General features: G+C 65.9%; 17 protein-coding genes. 9 read left to right on the top strand and 8 right to left on the bottom strand.

Annotated features, from left to right (window positions below):
• Nucleotides 1–18 precede the first annotated feature (18 nt).
• Nucleotides 19–1,356, bottom strand: coding sequence for an ArsB/NhaD family transporter (locus tag GD606_RS11730; protein WP_163300528.1), 1,338 nt, complete (start codon nucleotides 1,354–1,356; stop codon nucleotides 19–21).
• Nucleotides 1,357–1,396: 40 nt separating this feature from the next.
• Entirely contained in the window at nucleotides 1,397–2,401 is a 1,005-nt protein-coding gene (locus tag GD606_RS11725; protein WP_163300527.1) for a transporter substrate-binding domain-containing protein, read from the bottom strand.
• Between the two features lie 212 nt (nucleotides 2,402–2,613).
• Between GD606_RS11725 and GD606_RS11720 the strand changes: the two genes are divergently transcribed.
• The 4 genes from GD606_RS11720 (at nucleotide 2,614) to GD606_RS11705 (ending at nucleotide 10,756) form a co-directional block, all read left to right on the top strand.
• Nucleotides 2,614–3,813: an efflux RND transporter periplasmic adaptor subunit gene (locus GD606_RS11720; protein WP_163300526.1), complete on the top strand. Its 1,200-nt coding sequence runs from the start codon at nucleotides 2,614–2,616 to the stop codon at nucleotides 3,811–3,813.
• 161 nt (nucleotides 3,814–3,974) lie between these two features.
• Complete coding sequence (locus GD606_RS11715; protein WP_163300525.1) at nucleotides 3,975–7,106, top strand: efflux RND transporter permease subunit; 3,132 nt, start codon at nucleotides 3,975–3,977, stop codon at nucleotides 7,104–7,106.
• Between the two features lie 410 nt (nucleotides 7,107–7,516).
• Complete coding sequence (locus GD606_RS11710) at nucleotides 7,517–8,263, top strand: DUF3313 domain-containing protein (RefSeq protein WP_163300524.1); 747 nt, start codon at nucleotides 7,517–7,519, stop codon at nucleotides 8,261–8,263.
• Nucleotides 8,264–8,275: 12 nt separating this feature from the next.
• Entirely contained in the window at nucleotides 8,276–10,756 is a 2,481-nt protein-coding gene (locus GD606_RS11705; protein WP_163300523.1) for a glycogen/starch/alpha-glucan phosphorylase, read from the top strand.
• A gap of 139 nt (nucleotides 10,757–10,895) precedes the next feature.
• Here the strand turns inward: GD606_RS11705 and GD606_RS11700 are convergent, their stop codons facing one another.
• From GD606_RS11700 to GD606_RS11680, 5 genes are all read right to left on the bottom strand, one after another.
• A complete protein-coding gene (locus GD606_RS11700) occupies nucleotides 10,896–11,858 on the bottom strand; it encodes an ABC transporter substrate-binding protein (RefSeq protein ID WP_246298763.1) in 963 nt (320 codons plus the stop codon).
• An 11-nt stretch (nucleotides 11,859–11,869) separates the two neighbouring features.
• Nucleotides 11,870–12,628, bottom strand: coding sequence for an ABC transporter permease (locus GD606_RS11695; RefSeq protein WP_163300522.1), 759 nt, complete (start codon nucleotides 12,626–12,628; stop codon nucleotides 11,870–11,872).
• Nucleotides 12,625–13,404: an ABC transporter permease gene (locus tag GD606_RS11690; RefSeq protein ID WP_163300521.1), complete on the bottom strand. Its 780-nt coding sequence runs from the start codon at nucleotides 13,402–13,404 to the stop codon at nucleotides 12,625–12,627. Before GD606_RS11690 ends, GD606_RS11695 begins: the two co-directional genes overlap by 4 nt.
• Nucleotides 13,401–14,171, bottom strand: a complete 771-nt coding sequence (locus GD606_RS11685; RefSeq protein ID WP_163300520.1) for an ABC transporter ATP-binding protein — start codon at nucleotides 14,169–14,171, stop codon at nucleotides 13,401–13,403. Before GD606_RS11685 ends, GD606_RS11690 begins: the two co-directional genes overlap by 4 nt.
• Nucleotides 14,172–14,274: 103 nt before the next feature.
• Nucleotides 14,275–15,846: a class I adenylate-forming enzyme family protein gene (locus tag GD606_RS11680; RefSeq protein ID WP_163300519.1), complete on the bottom strand. Its 1,572-nt coding sequence runs from the start codon at nucleotides 15,844–15,846 to the stop codon at nucleotides 14,275–14,277.
• Nucleotides 15,847–16,145: 299 nt separating this feature from the next.
• On the opposite strand from GD606_RS11680, the gene GD606_RS11675 reads away from it, so the two are divergent.
• The gene (locus GD606_RS11675) at nucleotides 16,146–16,655 is read left to right on the top strand and encodes a hypothetical protein (RefSeq protein ID WP_163300518.1); all 510 of its coding nucleotides are present in this window, start codon (nucleotides 16,146–16,148) and stop codon (nucleotides 16,653–16,655) included.
• A 77-nt stretch (nucleotides 16,656–16,732) separates the two neighbouring features.
• Nucleotides 16,733–16,981: a phosphopantetheine-binding protein gene (locus GD606_RS11670; protein ID WP_211922066.1), complete on the top strand. Its 249-nt coding sequence runs from the start codon at nucleotides 16,733–16,735 to the stop codon at nucleotides 16,979–16,981.
• Here the strand turns inward: GD606_RS11670 and GD606_RS11665 are convergent.
• Nucleotides 16,968–17,951, bottom strand: a complete 984-nt coding sequence (locus GD606_RS11665; RefSeq protein ID WP_163300517.1) for a lysophospholipid acyltransferase family protein — start codon at nucleotides 17,949–17,951, stop codon at nucleotides 16,968–16,970. The genes GD606_RS11670 and GD606_RS11665 overlap by 14 nt on opposite strands.
• Nucleotides 17,952–18,238: 287 nt before the next feature.
• Between GD606_RS11665 and GD606_RS11660 the strand changes: the two genes are divergently transcribed.
• From GD606_RS11660 to GD606_RS11650, 3 genes are read left to right on the top strand one after another with little or no spacing between them, the layout of a single operon-like run.
• Entirely contained in the window at nucleotides 18,239–19,846 is a 1,608-nt protein-coding gene (locus tag GD606_RS11660) for a B12-binding domain-containing radical SAM protein (protein WP_163300516.1), read from the top strand.
• Entirely contained in the window at nucleotides 19,843–21,327 is a 1,485-nt protein-coding gene (locus tag GD606_RS11655) for a B12-binding domain-containing radical SAM protein (RefSeq protein WP_163300515.1), read from the top strand. The genes GD606_RS11660 and GD606_RS11655 overlap by 4 nt, the downstream gene beginning before the upstream one ends.
• Nucleotides 21,324–22,601: a B12-binding domain-containing radical SAM protein gene (locus GD606_RS11650; protein ID WP_163300514.1), complete on the top strand. Its 1,278-nt coding sequence runs from the start codon at nucleotides 21,324–21,326 to the stop codon at nucleotides 22,599–22,601. The genes GD606_RS11655 and GD606_RS11650 overlap by 4 nt, the downstream gene beginning before the upstream one ends.
• Nucleotides 22,602–22,603 lie beyond the last annotated feature (2 nt).

Below are 22,603 nucleotides of genomic sequence, written 5' to 3'. Positions count from 1 at the left end.
GTAACGCCCACCCTTGTCTCAACCGATTTTCGTCAACGCCCAGACATAGACAGCCGCCACGGCCAACTGGCACAGGGTGACCGGCACGCCGTAGCGCAAAAACGCGCCGAAGCGCACCGGACGGCCATGGGCGGCGCAGACCCCCACGGCGACGAGGTTGGACGAGGCGCCGATAAGCGTGGCGTTGCCGCCGAGTGTTCCGCCGAACATCATGGCCACGAAGACCGGGAAGGCCGCCTGGGGCCAGTCGGTGAATCCCGCCCCAAGCGCCTCTTCGGGCGCGAGCTGGAGCAGCACCAGATAGCCCTTGACCATCAGGATCGAGGCCGCCACCACCGGGATGTTGGCCAGATAGCCCGACACCAGCCCCACCGCGCCAAGCAGGGCAAAGGCGGCCAGGAGGATGTCGTCCCCGATTCCGGCGTACAGGGCCCGGGACAGCCCGCTCATGAGCCCGGTCTTGGTGAATATCTCCACATAGCACATCATGCAGAAGATAAAGAGCAGGGTCTTCCAGTCGATGTCCCGCAGGACCGCCTCCACCGGTTCGATTTTGAGGGTATGGATGGCCAGAAGGGCCAAGCTGGCCCCGATGATGGCCGCCGAGGGCGGCAAAACGGGGTGGGGCATAGCCTCGCCGATGAGGAAAAGAACCACCATGACCGCCAGGGCGGCCAGGGAGAAGGCGCAGAATCCCTTTCGCTTGATGGGGGGAGGCGCGAGACCGGCGGGCAGGGACCGCCGACTTTTCCAGACCGTTGGAAAAAGGAGCGGCATGAGCGGGATGATCACCAAAATGGCCAACGCGCCCCCCAGGCTCACGGTGCGCAGGTAGCCCACAAAACTGAGGCCCATGGCCTGACCCACCAGGAACGTGGCCGGGTCGCCCACCAGGGTCAAAAGCCCGGCGGCGTTGCTGAGCATGGCCGTCAGGATCATGGGCCCCACGAAATCCACGTCGAGTTCCTCGCAGACCCGGATGAGAATGGGAGCGATAAGGATCACCGCCGTGGCGTTGGGCAGGATGGCGCAGACCACGGCCACCAGCCCGGTGAGCAGAAGCAGGAACCGTTTGCCGCTGCCCCGGGTCTGGATCAGGAACCGCGTGCCCACATGCTCGAAGATGCCTGTGGGCGCCAGAACCCGGGCCACCACCATGCCGCCGAAGAGCAGAGACAGGGCCCCCTCCGAGGCTAATACGGCGTTTAACACGTCCGTGTTGGCGATGGTCCCGGCCAGGGTCAGCAGGCACAGCCCGATGAGCGCGGCCAGGGTCATGTCCATGAGGTTGAACGCGATGCACAGGATGACCGCCCCGAACACCCCGCAGATGGCGTAGATGTGATACTCCGGCATGGCCCGTCCCTTGTGGCGGCGTGCGCCAGTTGACTTGCATTCAGAAAGGCTGGGCCCACATGAGGCCGCCGTCCTTCCACTGCCGGTTGAAGCCCCGGGGGAGTCCGAAGGGGCTTCCCGCGCCGAGGTTTCGCTCGAAGACCTCCCCGTAGTTGCCGACGGCCGAAACGACCCGGGCCGCCCACCCCGGGGCCACGCCAAGCTGTTTCGACAAGGCGTCGGCGCGTCCAAGGAGCAGCCGGGCGTCGAGGCTTTGCGCCTCGGGCCGGGAAGCTGCGGCCTGGGTCAGGCCGTATTCCTCGGCGGCCAGGAGCATGGCCCGAACGGCCTGGGCCAGGGTGGCCCATTGCGGATCGTCGAAACGGACCACCGGCGAGATGGGTTCTTTGGAATAGTACTCAGGCAGGATGACGTAGTCGTCGGGGCGGCCCGGGCCGCGCAGCCTGCCGACCATGAGCGTGATCCGGTCGCCGGTCGCGCCGCGGCAGTCGCCGCTGCCCAGGGCGGTCAGGGCCTGTTCCCAGGAATCGAAGGGGACCGCCTCGAAGGTCAAACCGGTTTTTTCCGCTACGTCCTCGAGGTTTTTCTCGTGAGTGGCTCCTCGAATGACCGCCACCCTGGCGCCGTTGAGGGCGGCGAGGCCTGCGGCTGCGTCCGAAGCGCGCACCATGAAGGCCTGGCTGGTGAAAAAGATCGGCCCCACGAAAAAGACCCCGAACGCTGCGGATCGGCCGATGGTCCAGGTGGTGTTCCGGGCCAGAAGATCGACCTCCTTGCTTAAAAGCGCCGTGAACCGGGCCCGCGAGGTCAGGGGGAGAAAGGAGACCTTGTCCGGGTCCGCGAGCGCGGCGGCGGCCATGGCCCGGCAGAAATCCACGTCCATGCCCGACCAGACGCCGTTTTCATCTTGTAGGGCGAACCCCGGCAGCCAGTCGGCAACGCCGCACCGCACCACGCCAAGCCGATTCACCCGGTCCAGGGTCGCGCCTGCGAACACGGGGCAGGACGTGAAAAAGACCAGAAAGAGGGCGACGATATAGCGCATGGCGATCTCCTTTCCCGCATGGGGGCGCCCGGCCCGCTCCAGATGGCGTTCACGCTAGCATGGGGCCGACGTTTTCTACAACCGGCAAGGAACGAGGGCATTGTCCAGGCAATGGGGCGCTTAGGTTCTGCAAAGGTTTCGCAACGCTTTTCCGCCTTGCGCATGAAACGAAAAAAACGATAAGAAAACATAAAACACAAGGAGCCCGAACGATGCCGCAGCGTCCCCTGTTCTTTTTCCGGAACATCATTTTCCTTTTTTCCTGCACCTTGGCCCTCTGGGCCTGTGGAGGCGATGAAGATGCGAAAAAGGCCGCCGCCCCCGAAAAGGCCCCCCCTGCCGTGTCGGTCAGGACCATGCTCCCGGCGAGCCGCGACGTGCCGGTCTACGGCGAATTCGTGGGCCGCACCGACGCCAAGGAAACCGTGGAGATACGGGCCAGGGTGGAAGGGTTCCTCAAGGCGCGCCTTTTCGAGGAAGGCTCCCTGGTCAAGACCGGGGATGTCCTTTTCGAAATCGAGTCCCGGCAGTACGACGAGTCCCTGAAACGCGCCCAGGCCGATCTGGACCGGCAGCAGGCCCTTCTGGCCAAGGCCGCCACGGACCTGTCCCGGTTCGAGGCCCTTTACAAGCAGCAGGCCATCAGCCGCGACGAATACGACACCAAGGTCACCAGCCAGAAGGATCTGGCCGCCCAGGCGGACCGGGCCAAGGCCGAGCTTGAGACCGCCCGGCGCGACTTGAGCTACACCAAGGTCGTGGCCCCCATCTCCGGGCGCATCGGCAAATCCCTGGTCAAACCCGGCACCCTGGTGGGCAAGGGCGAAAACACCCTGTTGGCGGAAATCTCCTCCACTGACCCCATCTACGTGGACTTCAACATCAGCGAGCGCGAATACCTGGGCCTGATCAAGGACATGGTGGAGGACCAGAAGCAGGGGAAATCCGCCGAAAAGGCCAAACTGACCCTGATTCTGGCCGACGATTCGGTCTATTCCCACACCGGACAGGCGGAGATGGCCGACCGGGCCGTGGACGCCAAGACCGGCACGCTGCCCGTGCGGGCCAGCTTCCCCAACCCCGACGGCATTCTCAAGCCCGGCCAGTTCGCCAAGGTGCGGGCCCTGGTGGACACCCTGGCGGGAGCCCTGTGCGTGCCCCGCTCGGCGGTCGTGGATGTCCAGGGGGTCAAGACCCTGTACGTGGTCGGCCCGGACGGCGCCGTCGAGGCCAAAAGCGTCACCCTGGGCCCCGTGGCGGAGGATATGGTGGCGGTTTCGAAGGGACTTGCTCCGACCGATGCGGTCATCGTCGAGGGCTTGCAGAAGATCCGTCCCGGGATCAAGGTCTCGGTCCAGGCCGAGGCCCAGGCCGCCGGGCAGCCCGCAGCCGCCAAGCCTGCCGGGAACTGAACCGGCCTTCGTCTGGCAACAAATTCGCTGGCAGGGAGGGCATTTTTTTCGGCCGTCTCCCCGGTTTGATTGCACACAAGCGCAGGGTCGGGGTCTCCTCCCGTCCCTCCGGCCGCAGCGCCACGGGCCGCAACCCCTATTCCTGAAGGCGACGCCATCCCATGGTCAATTTCTTCATCGAACGCCCCATTTTCGCCTCGGTCCTGTCCATCATCATCACCCTGATCGGGGCCATCTCCATCTTCACCCTGCCCGTGGCCCAGTATCCCGACCGCATGTCGCCGCCCATGGTTCAGGTCCAGGCCAACTACACCGGGGCCGGGGCCGCCGTGGTGGAGGAGACCGTGGCCGCGCCCATCGAGCAGGAGGTCAACGGGGCCCAGGACATGATCTACATGAACTCCGTCAGCTCCAACGACGGGCTCATGACCTTAAACATCTCCTTCGACATCAGCCGCGACCTGGAACTGGCCACCGTGGACGTGCAGAACCGGGTGCAGCTGGCCCAGCCCAAGCTCCCCGACGATGTGCGCCGCTCGGGCATCACCGTGAAAAAGCAGACCCCGGACATGGTGGTGACCGTCAACCTCCTGTCGCCCGACGCCAGCCGCGATTCGCTTTTTCTGGAGAACTACGCCCGCATCAACATCGTGGACGCCCTGGCCCGCATCCCCGGCGTGGGCAACGTCTTTTTGGTGGCGGATCTGACCTACGGCATGCGGGTCTGGCTCGACCCGGACAAGCTGGCCAACCTTGGCCTGACGGCCTCGGATGTGGCCGCCGCCCTGCGGGAGCAGAACATCCAGGCCCCGGCCGGACAGCTCGGCCAGCCGCCCACCCCGGAGAACACGCCCTTTCAGATGACCGTCCAGGTCAAGGGCCGCCTGACCGACCCGGCGGAATTCGCGGACATCATCCTGCGCGCCGAGTCTGGCGGCAACATCGTGCGCATCAAGGACGTGGGCCGGGTGGAGCTGGGGGCCCAGAGCTACAAGGCCTTCACCCGCTTAAACGGCCAGCCCACCTCTACCATCATCATCTACCAGTTGCCCGGGGCCAACGCCATCGAGCTGGTCAAACAGGTGCGGGCCACCATGGCCGAGGTCTCGAAGATCTTTCCCACGGGCATGGAATACCGCATCCCCTACGACACCACGAAGTTTGTGGAGGCCTCCATCGAGGAGGTCATCCACACCCTGTTCGAGGCCATCCTCCTGGTGCTGGTGGTGGTCTTCGTCTTTTTGCAGAACTGGCGGGCTACGGTCATCCCCATGATCGCCGTGCCCGTGTCGCTGGTGGGCACCTTCGCCTTTTTCAACGTCTTCGGGTTCTCCATCAACACCACCACCCTGTTCGCCCTGGTTTTGGCCATCGGCATCGTGGTGGACGACGCCATCGTGGTGGTGGAGGCCGTGCAGCACAAGATCGACCACGACAAGCTCTCCCCCAAGGAGGCGGCCAAGGCGGCCATGGCCGAGGTGGCCGGGCCCGTGGCCGCCATCTCCATCGTGCTCATGTCCGTGTTTCTGCCCGCGTCGTTCATGGGCGGCACCACGGGGCGGCTGTACCAGCAGTTCGCCCTGACCGTGGCCATCTCCGTGGCCCTTTCGGCCATCAACGCCCTGACGCTCTCCCCGGCGCTGTGCGCGCTCATGCTGCGTCCGGCGGGCACGGGCACGGGCGGTCCCCTGGGCTGGTTTTTCCGGGGATTCAACCGGGTCTTCGATGTGGTCACCCGGGGCTACGGCGGCCTGGTGCGCCGGGCCATCCGCCTGGCCTTTCTGACCCTGGCCGTGCTTGGGGCGGTGTACGCAGGCACGGCGGGCATCCTCAAGGTTCTGCCTACGGGGTTCGTGCCGGACGAGGACATGGGCTATTTCTTCGTCAACGTGGGCCTGCCCGAGGCGGCGTCGCTCGGGCGCAACGACGCGGCCACGGCCAAGGTCGAGGCCGTGCTCATGAACACCCCGGGGGTCGCGGACGTGCTCACTCTGGGGGGCTTTAACGTGCTCATCGGCGGCTATTCCTCCTACACCACCATGATCATCCCCATCCTGACCCCCTGGGAGGAGCGCACCACGCCGGATCTTTCGGTGTCGGCCATCATGGCCCGGCTGCAACGGGAGTTTGCGGCCATCCCCGAGGCCCGCATCAACGTCATCGACGCCCCCACCATCCCGGGCATGGGCACCACCGGCGGCTATACCTTCGAGCTGCAGAGCCGGGGCGGCGGCGATCTGGCCGGGCTCGACGCCGCATCGCGCGGCTTCCGGGAGACGGCCATGCAGGATGCCGCCGTGGGCGGGCTTTTTACGGACTTCAGCATCGGCGTGCCGCAGCTGTTCTTCGATGTGGACCGGGCCAAGGTCAAGACCCAGGGCGTGCCCCTGGAGTCGGTCTTCGAGTCCATGCAGACCTACCTGGGCGGCCTGTACGTCAACGACTTCAACAAGTTCGGCCGCACCTACCGGGTGATGCTCCAGGCCGAGCCGCGGTTCCGGGCCAAGCCCGAGGATATCGGCCGGTTTTTCGTGCGAAACGCCCATGGCGACATGCTGCCCCTGTCCACGCTGGGGTCCGTGTCCGAGATCAAGGGGCCGGAATACATCCGGCGCTACAACCTCTACCGCACGGTGGAGTTCAGCGCGGCCACGGCCCCGGGCCAGAGTTCGGGCCAGTTGATGACGGCCCTTGAAGACGCGGCCGGAAAGCTGCCCCAGGGCTTCGGCTACGAATGGACGGGCATCGCCTTCCAGGAGAAAAAGGCCGGGGCCCAGTCGGCGGTGGTCTTCGGGCTGGCCCTGGTGCTGGTCTTTTTGGTGCTGTCGGCCCAGTACGAGTCCTGGTCCATTCCCTTTGCGGTCATTTTGTCCATCCCCTGCGCCGTGCTCGGGGCCATGGGATTTCAGATGCTGCGCGGCTTCGACAACAACGTCTACGCCCAGATCGGGCTGGTGGTGCTGATCGGCCTTGCCGCCAAAAACGCCATCCTTATCGTGGAGTTCGCCAAAATGCGCCGGGAGCAGGGCCTGGGGCTGGCCGACGCGGCCATCGAGGCCTCCACCCTGCGGCTTCGGCCCATCCTCATGACCTCGTTCGCCTTCATCCTGGGGGTCGTGCCCCTGGCCCTGGCCACCGGGGCGGGCGGCGCGGCCCGAAGCACCATGGGGACGGCGGTCATGGGCGGCATGATCGTGGCTACGGTTTTGGGGCTGGTGATCGTGCCGGTGTTGTATACGACCATCCAGGGCATAAGCGATAGGCTTGGAGGCAAGGGCAAAAAGACGCCGTGATGCGTCGTCCGTTGATGGAAGTGTAAAAAATACATTCGTATTTTTTCCGTGAGGGCGGCGGTCATGGGCGGCATGATCGTGGCTACGGTCCTGGGGCTTATGATCGTGCCGGTGTTGTATGCGGCCATCCAGGGCAGAAGCGACCGGCTTGGGGGCAAGGGCGAAAAGACGCCGTGATGCGTCGTCCGTTGATGGAAGTGTAAAAAATACATTCGTATTTTTTCCGTGAGGACGGCGGTCATGGGCGGCATGATCGTGGCTACGGTCCTGGGGCTTATGATCGTGCCGGTGTTGCACGCGACCATCCAGGGCAGAAGCGACCGGCTTGGGGGCAAGGGCGAAAAGACGCCGTGATGCGGTCCCTTTGAACGTCAACAACAGTCCCAGGCAGGGACACGGTGGAGATCGGCATGACCATTTCGCGGCGGTGTGGATATCTTGTTTGTTTGACGCTGGTGTTTGCCTTGGCGGCGGGCTGCAAATCCATGAAGGCCAAACCGTCGGAAGGGGCGGGGTTTGTGCCCATGAGCCAGATGTCGAGCCGCGAGGATCTGCCGTTCCAGAAGGTCTGGGTCAAATCCGGAGTGGACTGGAAGGCATATAATAAACTCTACATCGCCAAGGTGAATACGGCCTATCTGATGAATTCGAGCTGGTGGCAGCAGTCCGTGCGGAGCGCGGACATGCAAAAAGACGTCAGCCAGGTGGCCGCATACATGCGCGAGGCGTTCCAGAAGGCCTTCGCGGCCGACCCCCAAAATCGCTTCAAGATCGTGGACGCCCCGACGCCCGACTCCCTGACCCTGGAACTGGCCATGACCGAGCTTGTGCCAAGCCATGTGGTCATGGAGGCCCTGTCCCTGGTCGCGCCCTACGGGTCCGGGGTGGCGGTGCAGGCTGCGGCCAAGGAGTCGGACGCCAAGTGTACGGTGGCCTTCGAGGCCAAGATCCTCGCCAGCGCCGACAAGCAGGTGTTGGCCATGGCCGCTGACCGCGAGCAGGGCAAGTTTGCGCCCATCAACCTCAACGCCCTGACCTGGTACGGCGAGGCCCACGTCATCATCGACGAATGGGCCGGGCAGTTCGTACAGATCGCCAACCGGCGTCCGGGGGAGGCGGTCAAGGACTCCAGCCCCTTTACGCTGTCGCCTTGGTAGGAGGAGAACCCCATGCCCAAAGGCCCCGGAAACAAGTCCTGCCACAATGTCCGGACGGATTGTACGGCGCCCGGACTGCGCCAGGCCGTGCTCGACAACCTGTACTACGTCAGCGGGAACACCCCGGTCACGGCCAGCGCCCAAGACTGGTACGACGCCGTGGCCTACTGCGTGCGCGACCGCATGCTCAAGGCCTGGAACGAGGGCATTGAGAGGATCACGAAAGCGCTCGATCTGCGGGCCGTGGCCTATCTGTCGGCCGAGTTCCTCATCGGCCCGCAGCTTGGGTCCAACGTCCTGGCCCTGGGCATCGCCGAGCCCCTGCGCGAGGCCCTGGCCACGTTGGGGCAGGATCTGGACGCCATCGTGGACGGCGAGCACGAGCCGGGCCTGGGCAACGGCGGCCTGGGGCGGCTGGCGGCCTGCTACATGGATTCCATGGCCACCCTGGGCGTCCCGGCCATCGGCTACGGCATCCATTACGAGTTCGGCATGTTCACCCAGACCATTCGGGACGGCTGGCAGGTGGAGATGGCGGACAAGTGGCTGCGCCAGGGCTTTCCCTGGGAGATCGTGCAGCACGAATTCGCCGTTGAGGTGGGACTGGGAGGGAGCACCGAGACCTTCCTCGACGCCGGGGGGCGGCTTCGGGTGCGCTGGAACCCGGAAAAACGGATTTTGGCCGTGCCCCACGACATTCCCGTCATCGGCTACGGCGGGACGTTTTGCAACGTGCTTCGGCTGTGGAGCGCCGAGGCGGTGGATGCGTTCGACTTCGGTTCGTTCAGCTCCGGCGATTACGGCAAGGCCGTGGAGGAGAAGATCCTCTCCGAGACCATCTCCAAGGTTTTATATCCCAACGACGAACCCTACCAGGGCAAGGTGCTGCGCCTTGGACAGCAGTACTTTTTCGTGTCCGCATCGCTGAGGGACATGCTGCGGGTGCAGCAGATGCTGGGCAAGCCCCTGGACACCTTCCATACGACCTTCGCCATCCAGCTCAACGACACCCATCCGGCCGTGGCCGTGGCCGAACTCATGCGTCTTTTGGTGGACGGGCACGGCATGGAGTGGGAGAGGGCCTGGGCCGTCACCACGAAGTGCTTCTCCTACACCAACCACACGCTTTTGCCCGAGGCCCTGGAGAAATGGCCCGTGGAGCTTTTCGGCGGCCTCCTGCCCCGGCACCTGGAGATCATTTACGAGATCAACCGCCGGTTTCTGGAGGAGGTGCGCGCCGCGTATCCCGGCGACGAGGGCCTGGCGGCCCGGCTGTCGCTTATCGACGAGGCCTCGCCGCGCAGCGTGCGCATGGCCCATCTGGCGGTGGTGGGCAGCCATGCCGTCAACGGCGTGGCCGCGCTGCACACGGAGTTGCTCAAAACGCACGTCATGCAGGATTTTGCCGCCCTGACGCCGCAGAAGTTTTGCAACGTGACCAACGGCGTGACCCCCAGGCGCTTTCTGGCCCTGTGCAATCCGAGGCTGGCCGCGTGCATCACCTCGCGCATAGGCCCGGCCTGGATCAACCGGTTCGAGGAGGAGATAGGCAAGCTTGAGGCCTTTGCCGACGACCCCGGGTTCCAGGCCCAGTGGCGGGGGATCAAGCGGGAAAACAAGGCGGCCCTTTCGGCCCTGGCCGAAAAGCACCTGGGCGTGGCGCTGAACCCTGACGCCGTCTTCGACGTCCAGGTCAAACGCGTCCATGAATACAAGCGCCAGCACCTGAATATCCTGCGGGTGATCGCCCTGTATAGCGCCATAAAGCGCGATCCCGGGGCGGAGTTCTCCCCCCTGGCGGTGCTGTTTGGGGGCAAGGCCGCGCCGGGCTATTTCATGGCCAAGCGGGTCATCAAGCTCATCCACAACGTGGCCCAGGTGATAAACGGCGACCCGGACGTGGGGGGGCGGCTCACCGTGGCCTACATCCCCAATTTCAACGTGCGAGTGGGACAGGTGGTCTATCCGGCGGCCGACATTTCGCAGCAGATCTCCCTGGCCGGGAAAGAGGCCTCAGGGACCGGCAACATGAAGTTCGGCATCAACGGGGCCGTGACCATGGGCACGCTCGACGGGGCCAATGTGGAGATGCGCCAGTGCGTGGGCGAGGAGAACTTCTTCCTGTTCGGGCTAACCGCCCCGGAGGTGGTCGAGGTCAAACGCAACGGCTACGATCCCCGGGCCTATGCCGCCACCGACCCCGTGCTCGGCCAGGCCCTGGACATGATCGCCTCGGGGGCTTTCTCTGCGGGGGACCGGGAGATCTTCCGGCCCATCGTGGACAATCTCCTGTATCAGGACGAATACATGGTGCTGGCCGATTTCGCCTCCTACATGCACTGCCAGGCGCTGGTCATGGAGGCCTGCCGGGACACGGCCCGCTTCACCCGGATGTCGATCCTGAACGTGGCCCGGCTTGGAAAATTCTCCTCGGACAGGTCCATCCGGGATTATTGCCGGGATATCTGGAACATCACGCCGGAGTTGGGGTAGCGCCGCGCCCTCTGGCCGACGCGCCAGTTTTTTCAGGAAGGGCGCGTGGCGTTTCCCTTTCCAACACAGCCATCCTGGTGACCCTACCCCGCCTCGCCCGGCGTCCGTCCAAGAAAATTGTCTGCTTCGGGGACCGGCCTCACCTCTGCGGCCATTCGAATCCTGGGGCCAGGATGTCCCGGGTCGGAAACGCCCTGGGGATGAAGCCATGGGTGGCGGTCAGGTCGATGGTCCGCTGCATGGCGGCCTGGTCAAGCCCGGCGGAGAAGGCGGGCAGGGCGATGTGCGCCGCCATATCCGGCGTCAGGCGCGTATGGCGGGCCAGGACGCCGGGTATGTCCTGCGAATGGCCGGTGATGTAGGCCGAGGCCTTGTCCACGGCCCGACAAAAGGCCGCCGCCTGCCCGGGATTGGCGGCCGTCCAGCCCGAGGTGGCGAACCATCCGGCGATCATGAACTCCCGGCCGAAGACCGCGTGGGGGGCCGCCACAAGACACCGCGCCCCGTGCGACACAGCGGACGAGAGGAAGGGTTCGGCCACAAGCGCCGCATCCACCGACCCGGAGGCCAGCGCCGCCTCCATGTCCGGGAAGGGAACCTCCACCATGCGCACGGACTGCGGGTCCTGCCCGGCGGCGGCGAGAAGCACGGTCAAAGACAGGTCGTTGACGTTGCCCAGGGCATTCACGGCCACGGTCCGGCCCGCCAGATCACCGATGGCCTGCAAGGGGGAGCCGCCAGGCACAAGCAGACTGTGCGTCAGATGCTCCCCGTCGTCCTCCAGCGCTCCCGGGGCCACCAGCACGAAGGAAAACCCCCGGGCATGGGCCTGGAACAGGGAGACCATGTTGGACCAGCCCAGATCGAGCTCCCCGGCCTCCACGGCCAGGCTCAGCACAGGACCGCCCTGCATGGGCCGGGCCTGGACCTCAAGGCCTTCCGCAGTGAAAAACCCCTGTTCCATGGCCACATAGAGTTGCAGGCAATCGGCAATGGGGATGTAGCCGATGCGCAGCGGCTGCGTTGCGCCGGGGGCGGAGGGCAGGGCGCACAGAAAAAGCATGGCGAGCAGGACGGACAAGGTGCGGCGAGGCAGGGACATGGGAGACTCCTTTATGGATGATGGCTGGGGCGGCGGTGGGTCGGCGACCAGAAGATCATGCGGCTTTCAAGGGAGGCCAGGGCGGCGGCCAGGGCCCATCCGGTCAGCCCAAGGCCCATGACGCAGGCGTACATCTCGGGGATGCGCCAAGTGCGTTGCAGACGTAAAAGAAGCCTGCCCGCGCCATCGCCGCCGACCATCTCGGCCAAAACGGTCACGATGAGCGCCACGGGCAGGGCCATGCGCAACCCCGTGGAAACCCCCGGCAGACAGGCCGGCACGACAACACGGGTGATGGTGCGCAGTCTGCCCGCACCCAGGGAGCGGGCCGTGTCCACAAGAGGCGTCGGCACCGCGCGGCCCGCGTCCATGGCGGCCAAAAGGAGCGGGAAGCAGGCCGCAAAGCCGACCACGGCCGCGTACAGTCCCGGGCCGAATCCCGCAAGGAGCATGGCGGGCGGGATGAGGGCTGACGGCGGCAGCGGGCGCAAAAGCTCCATGGTCGGGGTCAAAAACGCCCGGGCTGCCCGGGATCGTCCCATAAGAAGCCCGAGCGGCAGACCAAGCGCCATGGCCGTGCCAAGACCCAGGGCTGTGTGCCCGAGGGTCAGCCACAGGGCGCGCGGCAGCGTGCCGCCAAGGACAAGCCCCGGAAAGGCCGCCGCCACCGCGCCCGGCCCTGGCAGGGAAGGCGTTGCGGCGGCAAGCGAAACCGCCTCCCAGAGTATGGCCGCGAAGGCAAGCCCGAAAAGAGGACGAAGGCGGATCACGGTTTCTCACCCAGGCGGGTTTGCACCCTGAAAAGCCCGGGCCAAAACCTCCCGGCCAGTCGCAGAAGCGACGAAAAACCAAAGGCGCAGGCCCCGCCCACAAGCCCCATGGCCAGAACCGCCGCAAAGGCCAAGGCCTGCTGACGGGAGAACGAGGCGGCCATGGCCAGATGCCCCAGGCCGTCGGACGAGGCCGCCATCTCGCTGCCCACGGCCACGGCCACGGCGATGCCAAGGGCCGTGCGCAGGCCCGTGACGGCGCCGGGCAGGCTGGCGGGCAGGATCACCGCCAGGAACCGGCGGCCCCGGGTCAGGCCGCAGAGCCTGGCCGTGTCGAGACGCAGGGGCTCCACGGCGCGCACCGCATCGCGTCCGGCCACGAAGACCGGCCAGGAGCAGGCGAATGCGGTCACGGCCACGTTGAGGGCGTCGCCAAGCCCCAAAAAAAGGATGGCCACCGGGATCACGGCCACGGACGGCACCGGGCGCAGGAGTTCGATCAGCGGGGAAAGCGTCTCGTCAAGCCGCCGCAAGGCCCCGCAAGCCAGGCCGAGACACAGCCCCGCCGCACCGCCCAGCGCAAAGCCGAGGAGGGTCCGGCGCAGGGTCAGACCCATCTGCCCCAGCATGTCCCCGGCTGTGCCCGGCGCCGCCAGACAGGCCAGGATGGCGCTTGGGGCAGGCACGAAACGGGAGTCGATGACGCCCGTACGGCACAGCGCCTCCCAGGCCGCAAGCAGGAAAAGGGGCAAAAGACGCCCGGCAAGTCGCATCATTCGGCCGCCTCGCCGCCAAGCAGGGCGAAGAGTTCGCCGCGCAGGTCAGCGAAGGCGGGGTCGCTGCGGGTCGAAAGTTGTTTGCGGGGGCGCGGCAGGTCGACGGACACGGCCCCGCTGATGCGCGCCGGGAGTCCGCCCAGGACCAGGACGCGGTCGGACAGGTAGATGGCCTCGTCAACGTCGTGGGTCACAAAGAGCACGCTGCACGCTCGCTCGCGCCACAGCCGAAGCAGGAGGTCTTCCAGTCCGACCCGGGTCAGGGCGTCAACGGAGGCGAAGGGTTCGTCCATGAGTAAAAGCCGCGCGCCGCTGGCCATGGCCCGGGCCATGGCCACGCGCTGCTGCATGCCGCCGGACAGTTCCCAGGGATGATGCGCCGCGACATCCGCCAGTCCCACGTCCGCCAGGGCGGCCAGCGCCAGGCCCCGGCCCTCGCTGACGGACAGACCCGAGGCTTCCAGACCGAAAAGCACGTTGCCGAGCACCGTGCGCCAGGGAAAGAGCGTTGCGGCGTAGTCCTGAAAGACCATGGCCATGCCGGGCGCCGGGCCGTGCAGGGGACGGTCGCCAAGGAGAACGCACCCCCGCGTCGGCTGGGTCAAACCCGCCAGACACCGCAAAAGGGTGGTCTTGCCCACTCCCGAGGGGCCGAGCAGGGAGACGAACTCCCCGTTGGCCAGAGTTAAGGAGATGTTGTCCAGCACCGTGACGGCCGTGCCGGTTCGGCGATAATCCATGCCGATGCCCTGGGCGGTAAGGTGCATGAGCGTTCCTTGTCGTACGGCGAGTATGGCTCTCAAACGGCTGTAGTGGTTAGCAGAGCGGCAGGTGAAGGGAAAGCCTTTTGCGTTGTGCCGGGATGCGGCTTCAGGATGGCTTTTCCGACACCGGCGGAGACGTCTCGCGAAGCGCCTGCCGTTTGATCTTCCCCGTGACCGTGCGCGGCAGGGAGTCGCAAAAGAGCACGCGCACCGGGCACATATGCCGGGGTAGCCGGGCCAGGACATACTCCCTGAGGGTCTGGGCCAGGTCGTCTTCGGCGACGTCCGTGCGGCGCATCACCACATGCGCCATGGGATATTCCAGCCCCATGACCCGACAGGCGGTCACGGCGCAATCCAGAACCTCCGGATGGGTGCGCAGGCAGTCCTCGACGGGCAGGGGCGAGATCCATTCACCGCCGGACTTGATGCTGTCGCCAAGCCGCCCCGTGTGGCGCAGTCCGTGCTCGTCCTCGACGCACAGGTCGCCGGTATCCAGCCAGCCGTCCGGGCTGATGGCCCGGGCGGTCTCTTCTGGCCGGTTCCAGTAGCCCGGTGTCAGGCCCGGGCCGTAAACCTTCAGCCGTCCTGGCCTGCCGGGCGCGACGGGTGCGCCGGAGGCGTCCACCAGGGCCACGGAGAATCCGGGCACGGCTCGGCCCAGGCTGCCCGGCACGGCATGGCCGGGGAGGGTGGTCAAAAAGGTGGTGAAGGTTTCGGTGGCCCCCAGTCCCTCGCAGATGGAGAGGCCGGTGTGCCGTTTCCAGGCCTTGAAAACGGCCTCCGGGAGCGCCTCGCCCGAGGCGTGGCAGATCGTGAGCGAGGCCAGGGGGGCGTAATCGTCCGTTTCGCGCAAAAGCTGGGCATAGATGGCCGGGACGGCGAAAAAGGCCGTGACCGAATGGCGGCCGATAAGCTTCAGCAGGCGCGACGGTTCCGGCGGCCCGGGGTTGAGGACCAGGACTGCCCCGCGGGCCAGGGCGCAGGCCATCTGCACCTGCAATCCGTAGGAAAAAGACAGTTTGCTGGCGCACAGCACGGTATGGGCGGCAGGCGCCAGGCCGTCGCCCGCGCCGAGCAGATGGTCCCCGAACGCGGCGGCGGCGACGAAGAGGTCGCCGTGGCTGCGGATGACGCCCTTGGGGCGGCCGGTGGAGCCGGAGGTGTAGAGCAGAAACGCTGGTCGGGCCGGGTCGGCATTGACCGGGAGGCGTGGCGCATTCCGCCGGGGCGCATGGCCCGTCAGCCCGGCCAGGGGACAGGGCAGAACGTCCGGGACGGGCAGTCCGTCGGCCCCTTCTCCGGTTGCCGCCACCAGCAGGCGCGCGCCGCAGTCGGCGAGGATCACGGCCTGCTCCGCCAGGGGGAGTTGCGGCGCGATGGGCACGGGCACGGCCCCGGCCAGACCTGCCCCCAGAAAGGCTTGCAGGAAGGCCGGGGAGTCGGGCAGGCGCAGGGCGACGCGGTCACCCGGGTGGACGCCGCATTCCGCCAGACGGGCGGCGAAGCTCCGGATCAGGGCGGCCAGTTCGTCCCGGCGCACGACGGCGTCCCCAAAATACAGGACCGTGGCCGCCGGGTCCGCGTCCAGAAGGCGCAGAATGCGCAGCGCATCGGCCTCCCGGTCAGGACAAAAGATCGGGGCCGCTTGATACGTCTGGTTCGTAGGCTTTGACATCCTCGCCGTGGTAACAAAATGGACATGGCGCCACAACGCCTTTGCCATGCGCGGGGGAGGAACCGCTTTCGGCTGCTGTGACGTTGCGGCTTCAGACGCCGCATTTCGGAGCTGCTTGGGAAGAAAAGAATGAACATTTTATGATTATGATAATCATTATCTAATAGCATATGATCCGTATTTATGTGACGCATCAGGGGGCTGCGTTGACTGCGAAAGCGCCTTCTGTTACATAATATATCCAGGAATGGGTCAGGGGAGATCCGGAAAGCGCGTCCATGTAACATTGGAGAAAGATCATGAAGAAGTTCATGTTGTGTACGGCCTTGCTTCTGTGTTGGGTCGGGATCGCCAGTGCTGAGAAATTCGATTGCGTCAATCTGCCATTCGGCAAGGACTTGAGCGAGTTCAACCAAGAAAATCATTTCATCAAATATAAAGAGAAAGATGGCATAGCCTATTATAACTATGTTGGGCCGTGCTTCCTTGAACAGCAGACTAAACTCAATGTCGCCATAGCATACGGATTTATAGACAACAAACTGTATGCCAGGTTCATCACCATCCCAAACAATGATGACGCCCATGCTGACAAGGATCTCATCGCCAAAAATATCAGCAAGAAACTTGGGGTCGACCCCAAAGTCTACGAAGACGGCGACTGGTACGTAATGAGCTGGAACCTTCCCGAAAAGCAACAGAAGTACAAGCTGAAGTTCAATATGAAGACGAAAATGTCCAAGTCCGTTTATTACTATCCGCTGCTGCGGCCCAACGAGTCGGACGACAAGGTGGACTCAGATCAGTAGGTCCGCTTGCGCGGGATCCCCATATCGTGCGCCATGCCCAGCGCCTGTGACGACCGGCCTGGGGCATGGCGCACGAAATGATGCGCCTCGTCATGACTGCAACCCTTGATGACCTGAAGCGGCTGATCGTCCGCACGGGCCTCAGCCCGCAGACCGCCGACCGGCTTGATCCGGCAGTGCCGCTGACGCGCCAGGGCGTGGACTCCATCGCCCATCCCCTTTTTATTCTGGCCGTTGAGGAAAGGTTCGGCGTGCATGTGAGCGAGGAACAGGCCTTGACGCTGCGCACGCTGGACGATTTTATGGCCATGCTCAACATGGCGTAGATCGGGCAGGCTCCGGGGCGAAAAATGGTTCCTCGCCGGCTGCGGCCATCAGCTCCCGGAAGGCCAAAAACCGCAGATAGTGGTCCGGATGCTGCCGCACATACCGCTCCAGGACCGGCACGTAGGCGCCCAGGGCAGCCTCGGCCGCGGCCTTGCGGGGCATATCCTCCGGCCCGTCGCAGATCAGCGGCGGCCCGATGACCAAGGTGTTGCGCCCGTTCCGCCCCCGGATCACGAATACCGGCAGCACGGGGCTTCCGGTGTGCACGGCCAGTTCCAACGCCCCGGTGTTGAAGCGGGCCGTGCGACCCAGAAACGGCGCCGGAGTGGGATTCGCCCCATGCCCGCCGTCCACGGCCACGGCCAGGATGCCCCCCGTTCGCAGGCAGTGCAGGGCGTTGGTCAGCGGGCCGAAGACGTTTATGTGCGTGACCGGGAGGGATTGTTCATGCGTCCAGCGGGTCGCCAGCGCCGCGCGGAACAGGTGTGACCGGCGGCCCGGCATCTTTTCATCCAGCACCATGGCCGGGGCGCTGATCTGGCAGATGCGGCGGCCTGAGTGGCCGATGGCGGCCATGACCATCTGGTTGGCCCCGAAATGCGCAACGAGCAGGACCACCCCCCGGCCCTGCGCTACGGCCTCGTCCAGGCGCTCCAGCCCCTCGATCCCGATGAAGCGCGGGAGGCTTTGCGGCGTCATGCGGGGGAATAAAAGCGCCTCGGTCTCGTTCATGACCAGGTTGAAGATGCCGCGCCTGGCCGCAGTCCGGATCTCCTGGCAAGGCGCGTCCGGGCCGAGCACGGCCTTGGCCGCGCGTTCCATGGCCGCCCGGGCCCCCGTGGGCGCAAGGGCCAGGACGCTGCCCAGGACGCGGCCGCCGGTAAGGACCACGGGCAGGGGCAGGCGCAGGAGCGTCCATCGGGCAGGGTTCCACAGGAGCCAGAAAAGCAGATCCTTGATGAGGCGCACGCCCTTTCCTTTGCACGGCCGGTGTCGCGTCCTTGGGAACTCCGGCAGTTCTTTTTCGCGCCATGCGTTCGGGCAAAAGGGTTGTCCCAAACGACGCAGGCGTTTCGCCCTCGAATCGCCTGGCCCGGCTCACCGGCTTTCGCCTTGCCGGGAGTATCCGATTGCGGTAACCATCGCATGTTCTGGACGTTTTCGGACCAATCCGGGTGCGGCCGACGGGCCGCCCCGTCAGCCACGCGCGAGAGTAGTGCATATCCACCCGCAGGCAAAGGGGCGACCTGCCGCGCATGAACCGTATCACCCTCCTGGCCCCGACGCCCCCTGATCTCAGCGCCTTCGGCGTACGCAGCCTCTCGGCCTCCCTGCGCGCGGCAGGCGTGTCCGCACGCATCGTTTTTCTGCCCGGGGCCATTGGGCGGCTGCGCCCGGACGGCGGATTCGCCTATGCCTACCCGGCGCGGGAGCTGGCCGCCGTGCGGGAGCTGTGCGAGGGCTCGACGTTTGTCGGCGTCTCGGCCATGACCCCTTTTTTCGACCGCGCCGCGCAGTTGAGCCAGACCGTTCGGCAACTCGGCATCCCCGTCGTGTGGGGCGGGGTGCATGCCACGCTGCGTCCTGCCGAGGCCCTTTTGCACGCCGATTTCGTCTGCGTGGGTGAAGGCGAAAAAGCCCTGGCCGCCCTGGCGTGGCTACCCCTTCCTGCCGGTGAGGGCGCGGTCCTGCCGCCCGGAATCCATTGTCGAAGCGGCACGGCGTCCGCGCCGTCGCCGGATTTCGCCCCAGCCCCCCTGACCGCCGATCTGGACAGCCTGCCGCCGTTTGATTTTTCCTGTGAGCAGCACTATCTCATCGCCCCGGGAAAGGCCGCCCGCGTCCTAGATGCGCCCCTGATGGAGCGCCTTTTGCCCCTGGTCCCCGGCCCGAAGGGGACGCTGCGCCGCGTTTACCGCACCATGGCCGACCGGGGTTGCCCCCACAACTGTGCCTACTGCAATGTGCCCACGGTCAAGGCCCTGCATGCGGCCGACCCCGTCCCCTTTTTCCGCCACCGCAGTCCGGAGCATGTCATTGCCGAGCTTGTGGCCGCGCTTGGCCGCTTCCCATCGGTTGCGGCGGTGCAGTTTTTCGACGACACCTTTTTCGCCAAGCCCCTGTCCTGGTTCGAGGAATTCGCCGTCCTGTACGCCCGCCGGGTGGGGCTGCCGTTCTATTGTCAAGCCAGCCCGGCCACCCTGGACGCAGGCAAGCTCGATTTGCTTCTGGATGCCGGGCTGTGCTTTGTGGAAATGGGCGTGCAGACCGGCAGCGAAAGGATACGCCGCATATTCCGGCGCAAGGAAAGCGTGGCGCGCATCGAGTCCTGCGGCCGCATGATCGCATCGCGCCGGGCGCGGCTTCTGCCGCCGGTCTATCATGTGATCATCGACTCGCCCTGGGAGACGCATGACGATCTGATGGACACGGTGCGGCTTCTGGCCAACCTGCCCAAGCCTTACGGCCTGGCCATCTCCAGCCTGGTTTTTTTTCCGGGTACGGCATTGCACGCCCGGGCCGTGGCCGAGGGGCTGCTTCAGGACGAGACGGCCCAGGTCTACCGTCGGCCGTTCCATGTCCCGCCGCATCGCACCTATCCTGGGTTTCTGCTCTACCTCTTGACCTTTCAAAACCTCCCCGAGCCGGTCATGCGGCTTCTCCTGCGGCCGGGGCTGGCGGCCTGGTTCGGGCGCGCCAAACCGGTCTGGTTTTACCGGCTGGGGTACGTGGCCGGGGAGGCGTTCCGTCTGGCCTGCAAGGGCGTACGGGCCATGCTGCAGGGCGACTGGCGTCGCGTCGGGGCCTGGCTGGCCGCCCGTCTTGGAGGGGAACCGGGGTCGCGCGGGAGGATGGGGGAATGATCGTCGTCCTTGTCTCTCCCTATCCCGACCTCACGGCCTTCGGGCTGCGTACGCTGTCGGCCTGTCTGCGCCGGGCAGGGATTGAGGCCCGGATGGTCTTTCTGCCCGACAGGGCCTCCGAGGACGGCGCTGCGGGGCCGGATCGATATCCCCAGGCGGTCCTGGAGCAGCTCGCCGCACTGTGCGTGGACGCCGGTCTCATCGGCATCAGCCTTATGACCAACTCTTTCGACAACGCCGTGCAGATCACCCGGCATCTGCGCCAAGCGGGCCGGATTCCGGTGGTCTGGGGCGGGGTGCATCCCACGCTGCGGCCGCAGGAATGCCTGGAATATGCGGACTTCGTCTGCGTGGGCGAGGGCGAACAGGCCCTCGTGGATCTGGCCCGGGCCCTTGTCTGGGGCGGGGATACCCGGGCCATCCCCGGCATATGGGACAGGCGGGCCGGGAGCGGGCCGGGCGTGCCGCCGCGTCCCCTGGTGCGGGAGCTGGATCGCCTGCCTGCCCCGGACTATGCCCTTGAGGGCCATTTCGTGCTTGACGGCAGCCGCATCGAGCCCCTGAACCTTGCCCGCCAGCGCCAGTTCATGGCCGGGGCCTCGCTGTCCTCCCTCTACGGCCGCATCGGTTACCAGACCCTGACCGGCCGGGGCTGCCCGCATCGCTGCTCCTACTGCGCCAACGACGCCTTGCGAACCATGTACCCGGACTCCCCCCCCGTGCGCTGGCGCACGGCCGACCATGTCATGCAGGAACTTGAGGCGGCCAGGCGGGCCATGCCGTTTATCGAGTTCGTCTGGTTTTCGGACGACGCCCTGACCAGCATGCCGGGGAAGGCCATGCGGGAGTTCTTCGGTCAGTACCGTGAGCGCATCGGCCTGCCCTTTTCCTGCCTGACCAGCCCGCTGACGTTGGCCGCCGAGAAGATGGACATCCTCATGGATGCGGGCCTTTTTTCCCTGCAAATGGGGGTGCAGACCGGCAGCCCGCGCATCCAGAAGCTCTACAACCGGGCGTCCATGACCAACGAGCGCATTTTATCGGCCATGAACTGCATCCATGCCCACAGGCGGCGGATGATGCCGCCCCTGTACGACATCATCCTGGACGCGCCCTTCGAGACCGCCGAGGACAAGCGCCAGACCGTGGCCCTGGTGGCGCGGATGCCCAAGCCCTTCCGCCTCCAGCTTTTTTCCCTGACGTTTTTCCCGGGCACGGGCCTGGAACTCCAGGCCAGGGAGGCTGGGTTCATGCATGGCGAGCCGCCGGAAATCTACCGCAAGAGCTACGAAGAGCGGGCGCCCGGCTACCACAACCTGCTTCTGACCATGGCCCGGGGGGGCCGTTTTCCCTCGCCCCTGTTGCGATTTCTGGCCTGGCGGCCGGTGGCGGCGGCGTTTGGCGGCGATGCGTTCAAGCCTGCCTGGGCCGGGATTTTCACGGCGCTGCGGCGTCTTAAGCGGAGGTTTTTCCGGCCATGAGGGTGTTGCTCGTCCAGGCCTACGTCTCGGATCGGGACATCCTGGTCTATCCGCTGGGACTGGCCTGCCTGGCGGCCTGCCTCCAGGAGCACCAGGTGCGCACTCTGGACCTCAATATCTGCTCCGATCCCTGGGGGGAGCTTTCGCGCGTGCTGGAAGGCTTTCGCCCGGAGGCAGCGGGGGTGTCGCTGCGAAACCTCGATTCCCCCTTCACCAAGACCAGCTACTACGAGGACTTCAAGCGTCTGGCGCGCCAACTCCGGCAGGGCATGTCCGGGCCGCTTCTCGTGGGCGGCGCGGGCTTTTCGCTTTTTGCCGCAGCGGTCATGCGCGACGTGCCGGAGTTCGATTTCGGCGTCCTGGGCGAAGGGGAACATGCCCTGCCGGATCTTTTGGCCCGGCTCGGCGATCCGGGGTCGGTCCCGTCGGTCTATTACCGCCGGGACGGGGAGGTGCGTTTCAGCGGCCCCGCCAAACCCCCGCGCCATCTGGTCTCGCCGGACGCCTCCGCCTTTGCGGTCGGGGACTACGGCCGGGATAGCATGGCCGAACCGCTTGGCGTCGAGACCAAGCGCGGCTGTCCGCTCACCTGCGTCTATTGCCCCTACGGGTTTCTCAACGGCCGGGAGCTGCGCCTGAAGTCCCCCGCCCAGGTGGGGCAGGAGGTGGCCCGCCTGGCGGCGCTCGGGGCGCGGCGCTTCACCTTCGTGGATTCCGTCTTCAACATGCCACGGCCCCACGCCGAGGCCGTGTGTCGCGAGATCATCCGGAGCGGGGCGCGCCTGTCCTGGTCCGCATGGTTTAGCGAGAAGTGGCTGGACAGGGGGTTCCTCGATCTGGCGGTGGCGGCCGGATGCGACCATGTGCTGCTTTCGCCGGACGGCTTTTCCGCCGAGGCCTTGCGACGGCTGGGCAAGAGCCAGACCCTGGCCGATATCCGCCGGGCCATGGCGCTGTTGCGCGATACGCCCGGGGTTGAGGTCAGCTGCAATTTCTTTTGCAATCCGCCTGGCCAGACACCCGGGGCCTTTGCGCGCATGCTGGCCTTTTGCGCCCTGGCCAGGCTGCGCATGGGGCCGCGCCTGCATCCGCATTTTTCGGGTCTTCGCATCGAGCCGCATACCGCCATCCGGGAACTGGCCGTGCGCCAGGGCGTGCTTGATCCGGACGACGATCTCCTGACTCCCCGTTTTTATTCCCAGCCCCGCACCGCCTACCTTGAGCGCCTGGCCCGGGAGATCTTCGCGCTTCGGGACAGGCTCCGGAGGCGTTGACC

The organism is Desulfolutivibrio sulfodismutans DSM 3696 (genome assembly GCF_013376455.1).
Classification (GTDB): Bacteria; Desulfobacterota; Desulfovibrionia; order Desulfovibrionales; family Desulfovibrionaceae; genus Desulfolutivibrio; species Desulfolutivibrio sulfodismutans.
This window is presented reverse-complemented; position numbering and strand designations above follow the sequence as displayed.